Genomic DNA, 13,649 nt, shown 5'->3' on the forward strand with positions numbered 1-13,649 from the left:
TCTCCGGTCGATCCGGTGAAGTGTGAGGGAAGCGTGGGTAAGGCGTGAAGGGAGTCGATACAGCTTACGGGTTAGGTGACCCTTATGCACCCCTCGGGGGCGGGCCGCGATCCCGGTTGTCAGAGGGGGGTGGCAGGATCGGAGCCATGCCAGACGCGCTCGACGCCACCCCCTACGACGCCCTGCTCCTGCTCTCCTTCGGCGGCCCCGAGGGCCCGGACGACGTGGTTCCGTTCCTGGAGAACGTGACGCGTGGGCGGGGCATCCCCAAGGAACGCCTCAAGGAGGTCGGACAGCACTACTTCCTGTTCGGCGGGGTCAGCCCGATCAACGACCAGAACCGCGCCCTCCTGGACGCCCTGCGCAAGGACTTCGCGGACCACGGCCTCGACCTGCCGGTCTACTGGGGCAACCGCAACTGGGCCCCGTATCTGACCGACACCCTGCGCGAGCTGGTCCAGGACGGCAGACGCCGTGTCCTCGTCCTCGCCACCAGCGCGTACGCCTCGTACTCCGGCTGCCGCCAGTACCGCGAGAACCTCGCGGACTCGCTGGCCGCCCTGGAGAGCGAGGGCCTCGACCTGCCCCGGGTCGACAAGCTGCGCCACTACTTCAACCACCCCGGCTTCCTGGAGCCGATGATCGAGGGCGTGCTCGACTCCCTCGCCGACCTCCCCGAGGACGTCAGGGACGGCGCCCACCTCGCCTTCTCGACCCACTCCATCCCGACCGTCTCCGCGGACACCTCCGGGCCCGTCGAGGACCACGGGGACGGCGGCGCGTACGTGAAGCAGCACCTGGACACCGCGCGGCTGATCGCGGACGCGGTGCGCGAGCGGACCGGCGTCGAGCACCCCTGGCGGCTCGTCTACCAGTCGCGCTCCGGGGCCCCGCACATCCCGTGGCTGGAGCCCGACATCTGCGACCACCTGGAGGAGCGGCACGAAGCCGGAGTCCCGGCCGTGGTGATCGCGCCCATCGGCTTCGTGTCGGACCACATGGAGGTCCTGTACGACCTCGACACCGAGGCCACGGCAAAGGCGGAGGAGCTGGGCCTGCCCATGCGCCGCTCCGCGACCGTGGGCGCCGACCCGCGCTTCGCCGCCGCGGTCCGTGAACTCGTCCTGGAGCGCGCCGCCACCGAGAGCGGCCAGGAGATCACGCCGTGCGCCCTGGGCGCCCTCGGCGCGACCCGCGACCTCTGCCCGGTGGGCTGCTGCCCGACCCGTGCCCCCAGGCCCGCCGCCGCGGGCGCCGACAGCCCGTACGCGTGAGGACCCCTGTGACCGACGTGACCGACCCCCTGCTGCCCGAACTGCTCCGGCTCGCCCAGGATGCGGCCCGCCGCGCGGGCGAGCTGCTCCGGGACGGGCGCCCGGCCGATCTCGCGGTCGCCGCCACCAAGTCCAGCCCCATCGACGTCGTCACCGAGATGGACATCGCGGCGGAGAAGCTGATCACCGACGTGATCTCCGAACAGCGCCCGGACGACGGCTTCCTCGGCGAGGAGGGCGCCTCCAGCGAGGGCACCAGCGGCATCCGCTGGGTCGTCGACCCGCTCGACGGCACGGTCAACTACCTGTACGGGCTGCCCACTTGGTCCGTCTCCATCGCGGCCGAGCGGGACGGCGAGCGGATCGTCGGCGTGGTCGCGGCGCCGATGCGCGGTGAGACGTATCACGCGGTGCTCGGCGGGGGAGCCTGGGCCACTGGCGCCTGGGAGGGCGAACGCCGGCTCGCGGTCCGCCCGGCCCCGCCCCTGGACCAGGCCCTGGTGTCGACGGGCTTCAACTACGTCGCCGAGGTCAAGGCCCACCAGGCCGAGGTGGCCCGGCGGCTGATCCCGCTCCTGCGCGACATCCGGCGCGGCGGCTCGGCGGCGGTCGACCTGTGCGACGTGGCGGCCGGCCGCCTGGACGGCTACTACGAACGCGGCCTCAACGCCTGGGATGTCGCCGCGGGCGACCTGATCGCCCGGGAGGCGGGCGCCCTGACCGGTGGACGCCCCGGAGAGGCCCCCTCACGCGATCTGACGGTCGCGGGCACCCCAGGCGTCTTCGAGCCCCTCCAGCGCCACCTGGAGACCTTCGGCGCCTGGCACGACTGACGCGGAAGCGGCCCAGGGGCCAGAAACACAGAAACAGCGGAACCCCGGCGCTGGATTCGCCGGGGTTCCGCTGTTGCTGCGACGGAGTGCGTACGCACCACGTCAGACGCTTGTCGCGCCGACCTCCACACCGTGTTCGGCGGCGAGGCGGCGCAGGTCTTCGAGCTCGGCCTGTTCCACCTCGGCGAGGAAGTCGTCGCCCTCGTCACGAGCCCGAGTCAGGTCGGTCTCGGTCGCCCTTATGCGCTGCAGAAGTCCTGCGGTGAATGCGTCCATGCTGCGCCCCCTCGTCCTGGGTCGTGGGTCGATGGCACGGGGGTGTGCCGTTCGGAAGGGGCGATCACGTCTCCGACTGGGTGCCCAGCGCTGCCCTGCCGGGCGGCGACGGTGCCGGACACCCACGCCCGCTCTGCGGAAAGCGGTCCGTTGTGCCACTAGGTGTCATGGCACACGCAGAGCGTGATCGCGGGGTGTAAAGCCGTCCTCCCCCCGCTCCGTTCCGGGGAAACCTCAACCTGCCGAAAATTCTTCCCGCCACCGGCGGCGGGATCGGCGGCGGGATCGGCGGCGGGATCGGCCGGGGCGGCCGGGAAGTCGTCCCGCGGTGATCGCCGGGAGCCCTCTTACAACCGGTTTACGGGCGAAAGCGGCAGGATGGAGGCCTGACCACACGAAAAGTTTCCGCCAACGTGCCGTCCAGGCCCGCGGGCGACCCCGAGGAAGGACAAACGACGTGCGCGTACTCGTCGTCGAGGACGAGCAACTGCTCGCCGATGCGGTGGCCACCGGACTGCGCCGGGAGGCCATGGCCGTCGACGTCGTGTACGACGGTGCGGCGGCCCTGGAGCGCATCGGCGTCAACGACTACGACGTGGTCGTCCTCGACCGCGACCTGCCGCTGGTCCACGGCGACGACGTCTGCCGCAAGATCGTCGAACTCGGCATGCCCACACGCGTGTTGATGCTCACGGCCTCCGGGGACGTCAGCGACCGCGTCGAGGGCCTGGAGATCGGCGCCGACGACTACCTCCCCAAGCCCTTCGCCTTCAGCGAGCTGACGGCACGCGTGCGTGCCCTCGGCCGGCGTACGAGTCTGCCCCTGCCGCCCGTCCTGGAGCGCGCCGGGATCAAGCTGGACCCCAACCGCCGGGAGGTCTTCCGGGACGGCAAGGAGGTGCAGCTCGCGCCCAAGGAGTTCGCCGTCCTGGAGGTGCTGCTGCGCAGCGAGGGCGCGGTGGTCTCCGCCGAGCAGCTCCTGGAGAAGGCCTGGGACGAGAACACCGACCCGTTCACCAACGTCGTACGCGTGACGGTGATGACCCTCCGCCGCAAACTGGGCGAGCCCCCGGTGATCGTCACGGTGCCGGGCTCCGGCTACCGGATCTGATACTCGATGGCCACCACACCAGCACCCCCGCAAGCGCCTCCGAAGCCCACCTGGGACCCGCGGAAGCCGCAGCAGCTGCCGCTGCCCTGGCTGCGCCCGACCATCCGCATACGCCTGACGCTGCTCTACGGCGGCATGTTCCTGATCGCCGGCATCCTGCTGCTGTCGATCATCTACCTGCTCGCCGCCCAGGCCATCCGTGAGGGCAGCAACCAGTCGTTCGACATCCGCGGCAGCGGCATCAGCATCACGAGTGACACGTGCCCGGTGCTGGACGCCGCGAACGACGACGACCAGCGCAACGCCGCCCTCAAGGCGTGCAACGACGCCCTGCGGCAGCACGCCCTGGACGACCTGCTGAGCCGTTCGCTGCTCACGCTGCTGGGTCTCGCGGTGATCGCCTTCGCCTTCGGGTACGCGATGGCGGGCCGGGTCCTGACCCCGCTCGGCCGGATCACCCGCACCGCGCGCGCGGTGGCCGGTTCGGACCTGTCCCGCCGGATCGAGCTGGACGGCCCGGACGACGAGCTGAAGGAGCTGGCGGACACCCTGGACGACATGCTGGAGCGCCTCCAGCGGGCGTTCACGGCCCAGCAGAGGTTCGTCGGCAACGCGTCGCACGAGCTGAGAACGCCGCTCGCGATCAACCGCACGCTCCTTGAGGTGCATCTCTCCGATCCGGCGGCGCCACCGGAACTCCAGCAGCTCGGCAAGACGCTGCTGGCCACCAACGAGCGCAGCGAGCAGCTGGTCGAGGGACTGCTGCTGCTGGCCCGCAGCGACAACCAGATCGTCGAGCGCAAACCGGTCGACCTGGCCGAGGTCGCCTCGCAGGCCGTCGACCAGACGCATGCCGAGGCCGAGGCCAAGGGGGTCGAGCTGCGCGGGACGCGCGATCCGGTGGTGGTCCAGGGCAACGGCGTACTGCTGGAGCGGATCGCGCTGAACCTCGTGCAGAACGCGGTGCGGTACAACGTGCCGGAGGATGGGTGGGTCGAGGTGAACACCGTGACGCAGCACGGGCAGGCGGTGCTGCTCGTCTCGAACACAGGTCCCGTGGTCCCGGCGTACGAGATCGACAACCTCTTCGAGCCCTTCAGGCGGCTGCGTACGGAGCGTACGGGCAGTGACAAGGGTGTGGGCCTCGGGCTGTCGATCGCGCGCTCTGTGGCGCGCGCTCACGGTGGCCACATCTCGGCCACACCTCGTGAGGGGGGTGGACTCGTGATGCGAGTCGCCCTGCCGATCTGAGATCATGTCGCCGACACGCGAGGATGTTCGCTTTGCGCGGAATTTCCGGGGAGCTTTTCCGGTGACCTCGTGTGTGATCGATCACAAGGGCGATTTTCCCGCCATCTACTGTCCGTGATCATGTGAGCTGCCTTAAGGCCCGGATAATCCGGGTTTTCAGGGGTCTTGATCACGGGAAGTACACGGTGGGGGCCTTTGAAGTACGGCATCGGGACCGTGTACGGTCCGCATCGCCATCCACTCCGATCTCTCTTGAGAGGGTCGGTTGGGTGTCGATTGAGTAACAGACCTTGATGTGAGGCAAAATCTCCGCCTCAGGTCGGGCACAAGTCCGGCCTCTCACGCGTTACCTGCGCTGAGACACCGCAGACACCCAGAGGGGGAGAGCGCGACATGGCAACGGATTACGACACCCCACGCAAGACCGACGACGACGTCGACTCGGACAGCCTTGAAGAACTGAAGGCCAGGAGGAACGACAAGTCGACTTCCTCCGTGGACGTCGACGAGTTCGAGGCCGCAGAAGGCCTCGAACTGCCCGGAGCGGACCTCTCGAACGAGGAGTTGGCCGTCCGGGTGCTGCCCAAGCAGCAGGACGAGTTCACCTGCATGACCTGCTTCCTGGTGCACCACCGCAGTCAGCTGGCCCGCGAGAAGAACGGTCAGCCGATCTGCCGCGACTGCGACTGAGGCGGGGTCGGCCGTGACTGGCTCGACCCCTCCCTGGAAGCGCCGCTTCCCCGCGCGGGGAGCGGACAAGGGGCCGCCGGACGGCCCTCACGGTGTGCGTGACGACGAGCGGGGCTCATCCGGTACAGGATCGGCCTCGCTCGAACCGGCCGACAGGCCGGCCGGCCACGGGGTTGACCTCCCGGTGTCGGCCGAGCCTTCCGCGCCCGTCGCCCCGGGACGGACGGCCGCGATCCGCCAGAAGGCCGTGGAAGGCGTCCGCAAGGGCGGCAGCCGGGCGAAGGCGAGCCTGGCGTACCTCACCGACCGGATCATCGAGAACGCCCCGCGTATCCCCGTACGCGACCTCGCCACCCTCCGCAGACAGTTCCCGGGCCTCGGGCCCGAGGAGATCGCGGACAAACTCGTCGCGGGCGCGGCGAGCGCGACGGCGACCGTCGGCGCGGGCATCGGGGCCGCGGCGATGCTGCCGGTGCCACCTGCCATGCCGACCGAGCTGGCCGCCGAGATCACCGGCGTGGCCGCGATCGAGCTGAAGATGATCGCCGAACTCCACGAGGTCTACGGCGTACGCCCGCCGGGCAATCTGAAGCAGCGCAGTACCGCGTACCTCAACTCGTGGTCGGGCGAGCGCGGCGTCGACGTGACGAAGCCGTCGTCGTTCAACTCGGCCCTCGGCGGCCAGATGAAGCGCGAACTGCGCCAGCAGATCATGAAGCGGATGATCCGCGACCTGCCCAACCTGATCCCGTTCATGGTGGGCGCCGCCGTCGGCGCGGTCATGAACCGGCGCGACACCCGAAAGCTCGCGGCCCACATCCGCAAGGACCTGCGGAGGTTCCAGGTCCCCTGGGACCAGCTCCCGGAACTGCCCCCGCTGGCGCCGCCCGCCGACGCGCTGGACATCGCGGACGGCCCGAAGGAACTCGGGAAATAGCGGCCCGCGCGGGCTTCGGAACACCCGGGCACAGGAGCGGCGGGCAAGTCTTTGCCCGCCGCCGAAGAAGAATTTGCCGACGCCTCCCGGGCCGGTTCAGCCCGCGTCGCGAGCCGTGGCCGCCCGCGCCGACTCCAGCGCCGCCACCAGCCGCTCGGGCTCCCGCGTCGACAGGTACAGGTACGGCGTGGGGTCCGCGGGGTCCGTGACCTGCACCCGCAGCGCCGTCGGGATGTAGGCGCGCAGCAGCATGAAGGCGCGGGTGTCGGCCTTGTACGTGCGCCAGGCGCGGGCCTCCTCCGGGTCCAGGATCTCCGCCTCGCCCAGGGCCGCCACCGGGATCTTCGCCTCGCCCGCGATCAGCGCGTCGCCCACCACGCGGATCCGGATCGACCCGTACGAACTCGCCGCCACGGCGGCAGCCGCCGTACCGCCCGCCAGGCCGCCGAGCAGGGGCAGCGTGCCGAACGGGAGCAGGATCAGGGCGAAGGAGACGCCGACCAGGAACGAGATCAGCCACCAGGAGCGGGGGGCCGTGAGGCGTTCTTCGTAGGGGGAGGCGGAAGGCTGCATGGGGCCAAGCTTGGCACGGTGTCGGCCGAGGGCCGACTCGCGGGTAAGGTCTGCGGCTGTGAGTGGTCCATCCGCAGCTCTGAAGCCCCCCGCCGACGCCGTGGCGCCCGTGCGGCACCCGGACGCGCCCGCGCCCGGCGAACTGCTCGGTGCCCACTACGAACAGTGTTTCGGATGCGGCGGCGGACAGGCCCACGGGCTGCACCTCGCGGCCCGCGCCGGAGCCGGGGTCACCGTCACCGCCGAGTTCACCGTGCGGGAGGCCCACCAGGGCGCCCCGGGGCTCGCCCACGGCGGGGTGCTCGCCAGCGCGCTGGACGAGACGCTCGGCTCGCTGAACTGGCTGCTGCGCACCATCGCCGTGACCGGACGGCTGGAGACCGAGTTCGTCCGGCCCGTGCCCGTCGGCACCGTGCTGCATCTGGAGGCCGAGGTCACCGCGGTGGCCCGGCGCAAGATCTACTCGACCGCCACCGGACGCATCGACGGCCCCGACGGGCCCGTCGCCGTACGCGCCGACGCCCTCTTCATCGAGGTCAAGGTCGACCACTTCATCGACAACGGCCGCCCGGAGGAGATCCGGGCGGCCATGAGCGACCCGGACCAGCTCCGTCGCGCCCGCGCATTCGAGGTGAACCCGTGAGCCCCGCACCCATGGGCCGAGAGCCCCTGGACGTCCTCATCCGCCGCGTCGATCCGGACGTACCGCTTCCGGCGTACGCGCAGCCGGGCGACGCCGGAGCCGATCTGCGGACCACGCGGGAGTGTGAACTGAAGCCGGGGGAACGGGCAGTTCTGCCCACCGGGGTGTCCATCGCGCTCCCGGACGGGTACGCGGCCTTCGTGCACCCCCGTTCGGGGCTCGCCGCCCGCTGCGGTGTCGCTCTGGTGAATGCCCCGGGGACGGTTGATGCCGGGTACCGTGGGGAGATCAAGGTGATCGTGGTGAATCTCGACCCGCACGAACCCGTGCGATTCGAGCGCTTCGACAGGATTGCCCAACTGGTCGTCCAGCAGGTCGAGAAGGTCCGCTTCCGGGAGGTCGCGGAACTTCCCGGCTCGGCGCGGGCCGAGGGGGGCTTCGGGTCCACCGGCGGTCACGCCTCGGTGGGCGGTGCGAGCGGTCACAGCGGTCAGGCCGCAGATGGCGGCACAACGGGTGGGAATCGATACGCTTCGGTCGTATCCGACCGGGAAGGACAGTGACGTGTTCGGACGTCGCAAGAAGAAGGGTGCCGCCGAGGACGCGGCCGGCGAGGCCGAGCAGGTCGTCGACAGCGTCGACTCTGAGGCGGACGAGGAAGTAACGGGCGGGCGCGCACGCGTCCGGCTGGAGCCGGAGCCGCGCCCCGACGGGCCCTGGGACGACACCGAGGTGCGCGAGCCCGGCGAGGGCCGCGTCGACCTGGGCGGTCTGTTCGTGCCCGGGGTCGACGGCATGGAGCTGCGGGTCGAGGTCGCGGGCGACGCGATCGTCGCGGCGACCGTCGTGCTGCGCGACAGCGCCGTACAGCTCCAGGCCTTCGCCGCGCCCAAGCGCGAGGGCATCTGGGGCGAGGTGCGCGAGGAGATCGCCTCCGGCATCACCCAGCAGGGTGGCATCGTCGACGAGGTCGAGGGGCCGCTGGGCTGGGAGCTGCGGGCGCAGGTTCCGGTGCAACTGCCGGACGGCACGGGCGGTTTCCAGGTCGTGCGGTTCGTCGGTGTGGACGGTCCGCGGTGGTTCCTGCGCGGGGTCATCTCCGGGCAGGGCGCCGTGCAGCCGCAGGCGGCCGGGCTGCTGGAGCAGATCTTCCGGGACACGGTCGTCGTGCGTGGCGAGGGGCCGATGGCGCCTCGCGACCCGATCGTCCTGAAGCTGCCGAACGACGCGCAGATGGTGCCCGAGGGCGTCCAGCAGGAGGAGCAGGGTTCGCGCTTCGGCGGTGGCATGGGCCAGCTGCAGCGGGGGCCGGAGATCACCGAGGTTCGCTAGCCGTACCGTTTTTCGCCGTGTGGGCCGTACTCCTCACCCAGGAGTACGGCCCACACGGCGTTCACCGGCGCGTCAGGGTTGTGTCAAAGACCTGCTCCCGCCCACCTCTCGTCCCTTTTGTCGACATTGCTGGACGTAGGGTCGACGCTGCGTAAGCAGCAGGAACGGGAAGACAATGAGGCCATGGGACGCGGCAAGCTACGGATCTACCTCGGTGCGGCACCGGGCGTCGGCAAGACGTACGCGATGCTCTCCGAGGCGCATCGCCGTGTCGAGCGCGGTACGGACTGCGTGGTGGCCTTCGTGGAGCACCACAGCCGGCCGCGTACGGAGGTGATGCTGCACGGTCTTGAGCAGATCCCGCGCAAGGAGCTGGCCTACCGCGGCTCCGTGTTCACCGAGATGGACGTGGACGCGGTCCTCGCCCGCCGCCCCCAGGTCGCCCTGGTGGACGAACTGCCGCACACCAACATTCCGGGCTCGCGCAACACCAAGCGCTGGCAGGACGTCGAGGAGCTGCTGGCCGCCGGTATTGACGTGATATCGACTGTCAACATTCAACATCTTGAGTCGTTGGGTGACGTGGTTGAGTCGATCACTGGTGTACGTCAACAGGAGACCGTCCCCGACGAGGTGGTCCGGCGTGCGGATCAGATCGAGCTGGTCGACATGTCCCCGCAGGCGCTGCGCCGGCGGATGGCCCACGGCAACATCTACAAGTCCGACAAGGTCGACGCGGCCCTCGCCAACTACTTCCGCCCGGGGAACCTGACCGCCCTGCGCGAACTGGCGCTGCTCTGGGTCGCCGACCGGGTCGACGAGTACCTGACCGAGTACCGCAGCGAGCACCACGTCTCCAGGATCTGGGGCTCGCGCGAGCGGATCGTGGTCGGCCTGACCGGCGGACCCGAGGGCCGTACGTTGATCCGGCGGGCCGCGCGGCTCGCGGAGAAGGGCGCGGGCGGCGAGGTCATGGCCGTCTACATCGCCCGCAGCGACGGGCTGACCAACGCCTCGCCGAAGGAACTGACCGTCCAGCGAACCCTGGTCGAGGACCTCGGCGGAACGTTTCACCATGTGGTCGGGGACGACATCCCGGTGGCCCTGCTGGACTTCGCGCGCGGTGTCAACGCCACCCAGATCGTGCTGGGCGTCTCCCGGCGCAAGACCTGGCAGTACGTCTTCGGCCCGGGCGTCGGCGCGACCGTGGCCCGGGACTCGGGGCCCGACCTCGACGTCCACCTGATCACCCACGGCGAGGCCGGCAAGGGGCGCGGGCTGCCCGTGGCCCGGGGCGCCAGGCTCGGGCGGGCGCGGATCATCTGGGGCTGGCTGGTCGGTGTGGCCGGTCCGGTGGTGCTCGCGCTGCTGCTGAGCGCCGTCGACCTCGGCCTCGCCAACGACATGCTGCTGTTCCTGGCACTCACGGTGGCGGCGGCCCTGCTCGGCGGCCTCTACCCGGCGCTCGCCTCGGCGGCCTTCGGCTCGATGCTGCTGAACTACTTCTACACACCGCCCTACCACCGGCTGACCATCGCCGACCCCAAGAACATCGTCGCCCTCGTGATCTTCTTCGGGGTCGCGGTGTCGGTGGCGTCCGTGGTGGACCTGGCCGCCCGGCGCACGCATCAGGCGGCCCGGCTGCGAGCCGAGTCGGAGATCCTCTCCTTCCTCGCGGGGAGCGTCCTGCGCGGCGAGACCAGCCTGGAGGCGCTGCTCGACCGGGTCAGGGAGACCTTCGGTATGGACTCCGTGGCGCTGCTGGAACGGGCGAGCGATGTCGATCCCTGGACCTGCGCGGGCAGCGTGGGCACCCGGCAGGCGGTGCAGCGGCCCGAGGACGCCGACGTGGACATGCCGGTCGGCGACCACATGGCACTCGCGCTGTCCGGCCGGGTGCTGCCCGCCGCCGACCGGCGCGTGCTGGCCGCGTTCGCCGCGCAGGCGGCCGTGGTCCTGGACCGCAGACGCCTCCAGTCCCAGGCCGACCAGGCCCGCACCCTCGCCGAGGGCAACCGGATCCGTACGGCGCTGCTCGCCGCCGTCAGCCATGACCTCCGTACGCCACTGGCCGGGATCAAGGCGGCCGTCTCGTCGCTGCGGTCGGACGACGTCGAGTGGTCCGAGGAGGACCGGGCCGAGTTGCTGGCTGGTATCGAGGACGGCGCCGACCGGCTCGACCACCTGGTGGGCAATCTGCTCGACATGTCCCGGCTCCAGACCGGCACGGTCACCCCGCTGATCAGGGAGATCGACCTCGACGAGGTGGTGCCGATGGCGCTGGGGGGCGTACCCGAGGGCAGTGTCGAGCTGGACATCCCCGAGACGCTGCCGATGGTCGCCGTGGACCCCGGGCTGCTGGAGCGGTCGGTGGCCAACCTGGTCGAGAACGCCGTCAAGTACAGCCCGGACGGGGAGCGGGTGCTGGTGGCCGCCAGTGCCATCGCCGACCGGGTCGAGGTGCGGGTGGTGGACCGGGGGCCCGGGGTGCCGGACGAGGCGAAGGACCGCATCTTCGAGCCCTTCCAGCGGTACGGTGACGCTCCGCGCGGGGCCGGGGTGGGGCTGGGGCTGGCCGTGGCCAGGGGGTTCGCCGAGGCGATGGGCGGCACGCTGCAGGCCGAGGACACGCCTGGGGGCGGACTGAGCATGGTGCTCACGGTGCGGGCGGCGACGGTGGTGGGGTCGGGGCCGGGTGTTGGTGCGGGGGACGAGTCCTCGCTCCGTGGTGGAGTGACGGGGGCTGTGGGAGTGGGAACAGAAGTGCGGTCCGAGAGGCAGGTTTCATGACCCGGGTGCTGGTGGTCGACGACGAGCCGCAGATCGTGCGTGCCCTCGTGATCAACCTCAGGGCGCGCAAGTACGAGGTCGACGCGGCCCCCGACGGAGCCACCGCCCTCGAACTCGCCGCCGCCCGCCATCCCGACGTGGTCGTGCTCGACCTGGGGCTGCCCGACATGGACGGCGTCGAGGTGATCAAGGGGCTCCGGGGCTGGACACGGGTGCCGATCCTGGTGCTGTCCGCCCGGCACTCGTCCGACGAGAAGGTCGAGGCGCTGGACGCGGGCGCCGACGACTACGTCACCAAGCCCTTCGGCATGGACGAGCTGCTGGCCAGGCTGCGCGCCGCCGTCCGCCGGGCCGAGCCGACCGGGAGCGGCGAGGACGACGTCATGGTGGAGACCGAGGAGTTCACCGTCGACCTCGCGGCGAAAAAGGTGCACCGCGGGGGGCGTGACGTACGGCTGACTCCCACGGAGTGGCATCTGCTGGAGGTGCTCGTGCGCAACACGGGGCGGCTGGTCAGCCAGAAGCAGCTGCTGCAGGAGGTGTGGGGGCCGTCCTACGGGACGGAGACCAACTATCTGCGCGTGTACATGGCACAGCTGCGGCGCAAGCTGGAGACGGACCCCTCGCATCCGAAGCACTTCATCACCGAGCCGGGGATGGGGTACCGCTTCGAGCGGTAGGGCCCCGCTCCGGGGCCTGTGGGGGAGGGGCTGCGGTCCCGGGGGTACGTCTGTGTCGGTGGGCGCCGGTACGCTTTGGGTATGAGTGCTGTCCCTCGTTCCGAGAAGCCGGTGGGCCGGTTTCGGCGCATGCTCGACCGGCTCTCCTCGTCCCAGGAGGACCTGGAGTCCGAGGAGCTGCGCGAGGACGCCGAGACCGCGGGCTGCACCCGCATCGGTGACTGCCACGACCGACAGATAGTGACGGTTACTGGTACCTTGCGCACGGTCACGCTGCGGCCGAGGGCGGGGGTCCCGGCCCTGGAGGCCGAGCTGTTCGACGGTTCGGCCGCGCTGGACGTGGTGTGGCTCGGCCGGCGTTCCATCGTCGGGATAGAGCCGGGGCGCAAGCTGATCGCGTCGGGGCGGATCTCGATGAGCCGGGGACGCCGTGTGCTGTTCAATCCGAAATACGAACTGAGACCTCTCGGACGGGAGTAGCCGGTGACCTCGCTCGACAAGCCGACCGAAGACGCCCAGCACGATTCCAGGGCGGTGACCGAGGCCGCGCTCTTCGAGGCGTTCGGCGGTCTGCGGGGCATGATCGAGACGGTCCTGCCGGGGCTGCTCTTCGTCACGATCTACACGATCAAGAAGGACCTGCACCTGTCGGCCTTCGCGGCGCTGGGTGTCTCGGTGGTGCTGGTCGTCGTACGCCTCGTCACGAAGGACACCGTCAAGCACGCCTTCAGCGGTGTCTTCGGGGTCGCCTTCGGTGTCGTCTTCGCGATGATGACGGGCAACGCGAAGGACTTCTATCTGCCCGGCATGCTGTACACGCTGGGGATGGCGCTGGCCTACATCATCTCGACGCTGGCCGGTTTTCCGCTGCTGGGGCTGATGCTCGGGCCGGTGTTCAAGGAGAACCTCTCCTGGCGTACGCGCAACCCCGGGCGCAAGAAGGCCTATGTGAAGGCCAGTTGGGCGTGGGGGCTGATTCTGCTCACCAAGTGCGCGATTCTGTTCCCGCTGTACTGGTGGGCGGACACGGCGTCGCTGGGGTGGGTGCTGGTGGCGCTGAAGATTCCGCCGTTCCTGCTGGCGGTGTGGCTGACGTGGGTGTTCCTGGCGAAGGCGCCGGCGCCCATTGATGTGTTCGCTGAGATGGAAGCGGAGGAGAAGGCGGAGGAGGAGCGGCGTAAGGCCGCGGCTTCTTCCGAGTAGGGGGTGTGAGGGGCCGGCGTCGGGTTTCTTCGCCCCCGCCGCCCCTACCCGTTCCC

Annotated in this window: 15 protein-coding genes; 13 read left to right on the forward strand and 2 right to left on the reverse strand. The window is 70.4% G+C overall.

All coding sequences use genetic code 11. From position 1 onward, the window contains the following. The first annotated feature begins 146 nt into the window (after positions 1-146). Both CW359_RS05375 and CW359_RS05380 read left to right on the forward strand, forming a co-directional pair. A complete protein-coding gene (locus CW359_RS05375; protein WP_105968593.1) occupies positions 147-1,274 on the forward strand; it encodes a ferrochelatase in 1,128 nt (375 codons plus the stop codon). A 17-nt stretch (positions 1,275-1,291) separates the two neighbouring features. Then, complete coding sequence (locus tag CW359_RS05380; protein WP_105968884.1) at positions 1,292-2,107, forward strand: inositol monophosphatase family protein; 816 nt, start codon at positions 1,292-1,294, stop codon at positions 2,105-2,107. Positions 2,108-2,209: 102 nt separating this feature from the next. Here CW359_RS05380 and CW359_RS45770 read toward each other — a convergent pair whose 3' ends face one another. Next, positions 2,210-2,383 carry a hypothetical protein gene (locus tag CW359_RS45770; RefSeq protein ID WP_198655097.1) on the reverse strand — a complete coding sequence of 58 codons (174 nt, stop codon included), beginning with the start codon at positions 2,381-2,383 and terminating at the stop codon, positions 2,210-2,212. Positions 2,384-2,840: 457 nt separating this feature from the next. Here CW359_RS45770 and CW359_RS05385 point away from each other — a divergent pair, with 457 nt between their 5' ends. The 4 genes from CW359_RS05385 (at position 2,841) to CW359_RS05400 (ending at position 6,372) form a co-directional block, all read left to right on the forward strand. Then, positions 2,841-3,494, forward strand: coding sequence for a response regulator transcription factor (locus CW359_RS05385; protein ID WP_006380516.1), 654 nt, complete (start codon positions 2,841-2,843; stop codon positions 3,492-3,494). Between the two features lie 6 nt (positions 3,495-3,500). Next, the gene (locus CW359_RS05390; protein WP_105968594.1) at positions 3,501-4,745 is read left to right on the forward strand and encodes a sensor histidine kinase; all 1,245 of its coding nucleotides are present in this window, start codon (positions 3,501-3,503) and stop codon (positions 4,743-4,745) included. 393 nt (positions 4,746-5,138) lie between these two features. Then, positions 5,139-5,435: a DUF4193 domain-containing protein gene (locus tag CW359_RS05395; RefSeq protein ID WP_006380512.1), complete on the forward strand. Its 297-nt coding sequence runs from the start codon at positions 5,139-5,141 to the stop codon at positions 5,433-5,435. Between the two features lie 13 nt (positions 5,436-5,448). After that, positions 5,449-6,372, forward strand: a complete 924-nt coding sequence (locus CW359_RS05400) for a hypothetical protein (protein ID WP_105968595.1) — start codon at positions 5,449-5,451, stop codon at positions 6,370-6,372. A 96-nt stretch (positions 6,373-6,468) separates the two neighbouring features. On the opposite strand, the gene CW359_RS05405 is transcribed toward CW359_RS05400, so the two are convergent. Then, the gene (locus tag CW359_RS05405; protein ID WP_105968596.1) at positions 6,469-6,945 is read right to left on the reverse strand and encodes a DUF3093 domain-containing protein; all 477 of its coding nucleotides are present in this window, start codon (positions 6,943-6,945) and stop codon (positions 6,469-6,471) included. Positions 6,946-7,003: 58 nt separating this feature from the next. Between CW359_RS05405 and CW359_RS05410 the strand changes: the two genes are divergently transcribed. The 7 genes from CW359_RS05410 (at position 7,004) to CW359_RS05440 (ending at position 13,593) form a co-directional block, all read left to right on the forward strand. Continuing rightward, positions 7,004-7,588, forward strand: coding sequence for a PaaI family thioesterase (locus CW359_RS05410; RefSeq protein ID WP_105968597.1), 585 nt, complete (start codon positions 7,004-7,006; stop codon positions 7,586-7,588). 11 nt (positions 7,589-7,599) lie between these two features. Beyond that, a complete protein-coding gene (dut, locus tag CW359_RS05415) occupies positions 7,600-8,151 on the forward strand; it encodes a dUTP diphosphatase (protein WP_105968598.1) in 552 nt (183 codons plus the stop codon). Position 8,152: 1 nt separating this feature from the next. After that, the gene (locus CW359_RS05420) at positions 8,153-8,920 is read left to right on the forward strand and encodes a DUF3710 domain-containing protein (RefSeq protein ID WP_105968599.1); all 768 of its coding nucleotides are present in this window, start codon (positions 8,153-8,155) and stop codon (positions 8,918-8,920) included. A 183-nt stretch (positions 8,921-9,103) separates the two neighbouring features. After that, complete coding sequence (locus CW359_RS05425) at positions 9,104-11,710, forward strand: sensor histidine kinase (RefSeq protein WP_105968600.1); 2,607 nt, start codon at positions 9,104-9,106, stop codon at positions 11,708-11,710. Next, positions 11,707-12,390, forward strand: a complete 684-nt coding sequence (locus CW359_RS05430) for a response regulator (protein ID WP_105968601.1) — start codon at positions 11,707-11,709, stop codon at positions 12,388-12,390. Before CW359_RS05425 ends, CW359_RS05430 begins: the two co-directional genes overlap by 4 nt. A gap of 81 nt (positions 12,391-12,471) precedes the next feature. After that, the gene (locus CW359_RS05435; protein ID WP_105968602.1) at positions 12,472-12,870 is read left to right on the forward strand and encodes an OB-fold nucleic acid binding domain-containing protein; all 399 of its coding nucleotides are present in this window, start codon (positions 12,472-12,474) and stop codon (positions 12,868-12,870) included. A 3-nt stretch (positions 12,871-12,873) separates the two neighbouring features. Continuing rightward, positions 12,874-13,593, forward strand: a complete 720-nt coding sequence (locus tag CW359_RS05440) for a DUF3159 domain-containing protein (RefSeq protein ID WP_105968603.1) — start codon at positions 12,874-12,876, stop codon at positions 13,591-13,593. Positions 13,594-13,649 lie beyond the last annotated feature (56 nt).

The organism is Streptomyces geranii (genome assembly GCF_002954775.1).
Taxonomy (GTDB): domain Bacteria; phylum Actinomycetota; class Actinomycetes; order Streptomycetales; family Streptomycetaceae; genus Streptomyces; species Streptomyces geranii.

What these genes read in the sequence shown, in the direction of transcription:
- CW359_RS05375 (WP_105968593.1), top strand. Translation starts at nt 147, where the DNA reads ATGCCAGACGCGCTCGACGCCACCCCCTACGACGCCCTGCTCCTGCTC.
- CW359_RS45770 (WP_198655097.1), bottom strand. Translation starts at nt 2,383, where the DNA reads ATGGACGCATTCACCGCAGGACTTCTGCAGCGCATAAGGGCGACCGAG.
- CW359_RS05390 (WP_105968594.1), top strand. Translation starts at nt 3,501, where the DNA reads ATGGCCACCACACCAGCACCCCCGCAAGCGCCTCCGAAGCCCACCTGG.
- CW359_RS05395 (WP_006380512.1), top strand. Translation starts at nt 5,139, where the DNA reads ATGGCAACGGATTACGACACCCCACGCAAGACCGACGACGACGTCGAC.
- CW359_RS05405 (WP_105968596.1), bottom strand. Translation starts at nt 6,945, where the DNA reads ATGCAGCCTTCCGCCTCCCCCTACGAAGAACGCCTCACGGCCCCCCGC.
- dut (WP_105968598.1), top strand. Translation starts at nt 7,600, where the DNA reads ATGGGCCGAGAGCCCCTGGACGTCCTCATCCGCCGCGTCGATCCGGAC.
- CW359_RS05425 (WP_105968600.1), top strand. Translation starts at nt 9,104, where the DNA reads ATGGGACGCGGCAAGCTACGGATCTACCTCGGTGCGGCACCGGGCGTC.
- CW359_RS05430 (WP_105968601.1), top strand. Translation starts at nt 11,707, where the DNA reads ATGACCCGGGTGCTGGTGGTCGACGACGAGCCGCAGATCGTGCGTGCC.
- CW359_RS05435 (WP_105968602.1), top strand. Translation starts at nt 12,472, where the DNA reads ATGAGTGCTGTCCCTCGTTCCGAGAAGCCGGTGGGCCGGTTTCGGCGC.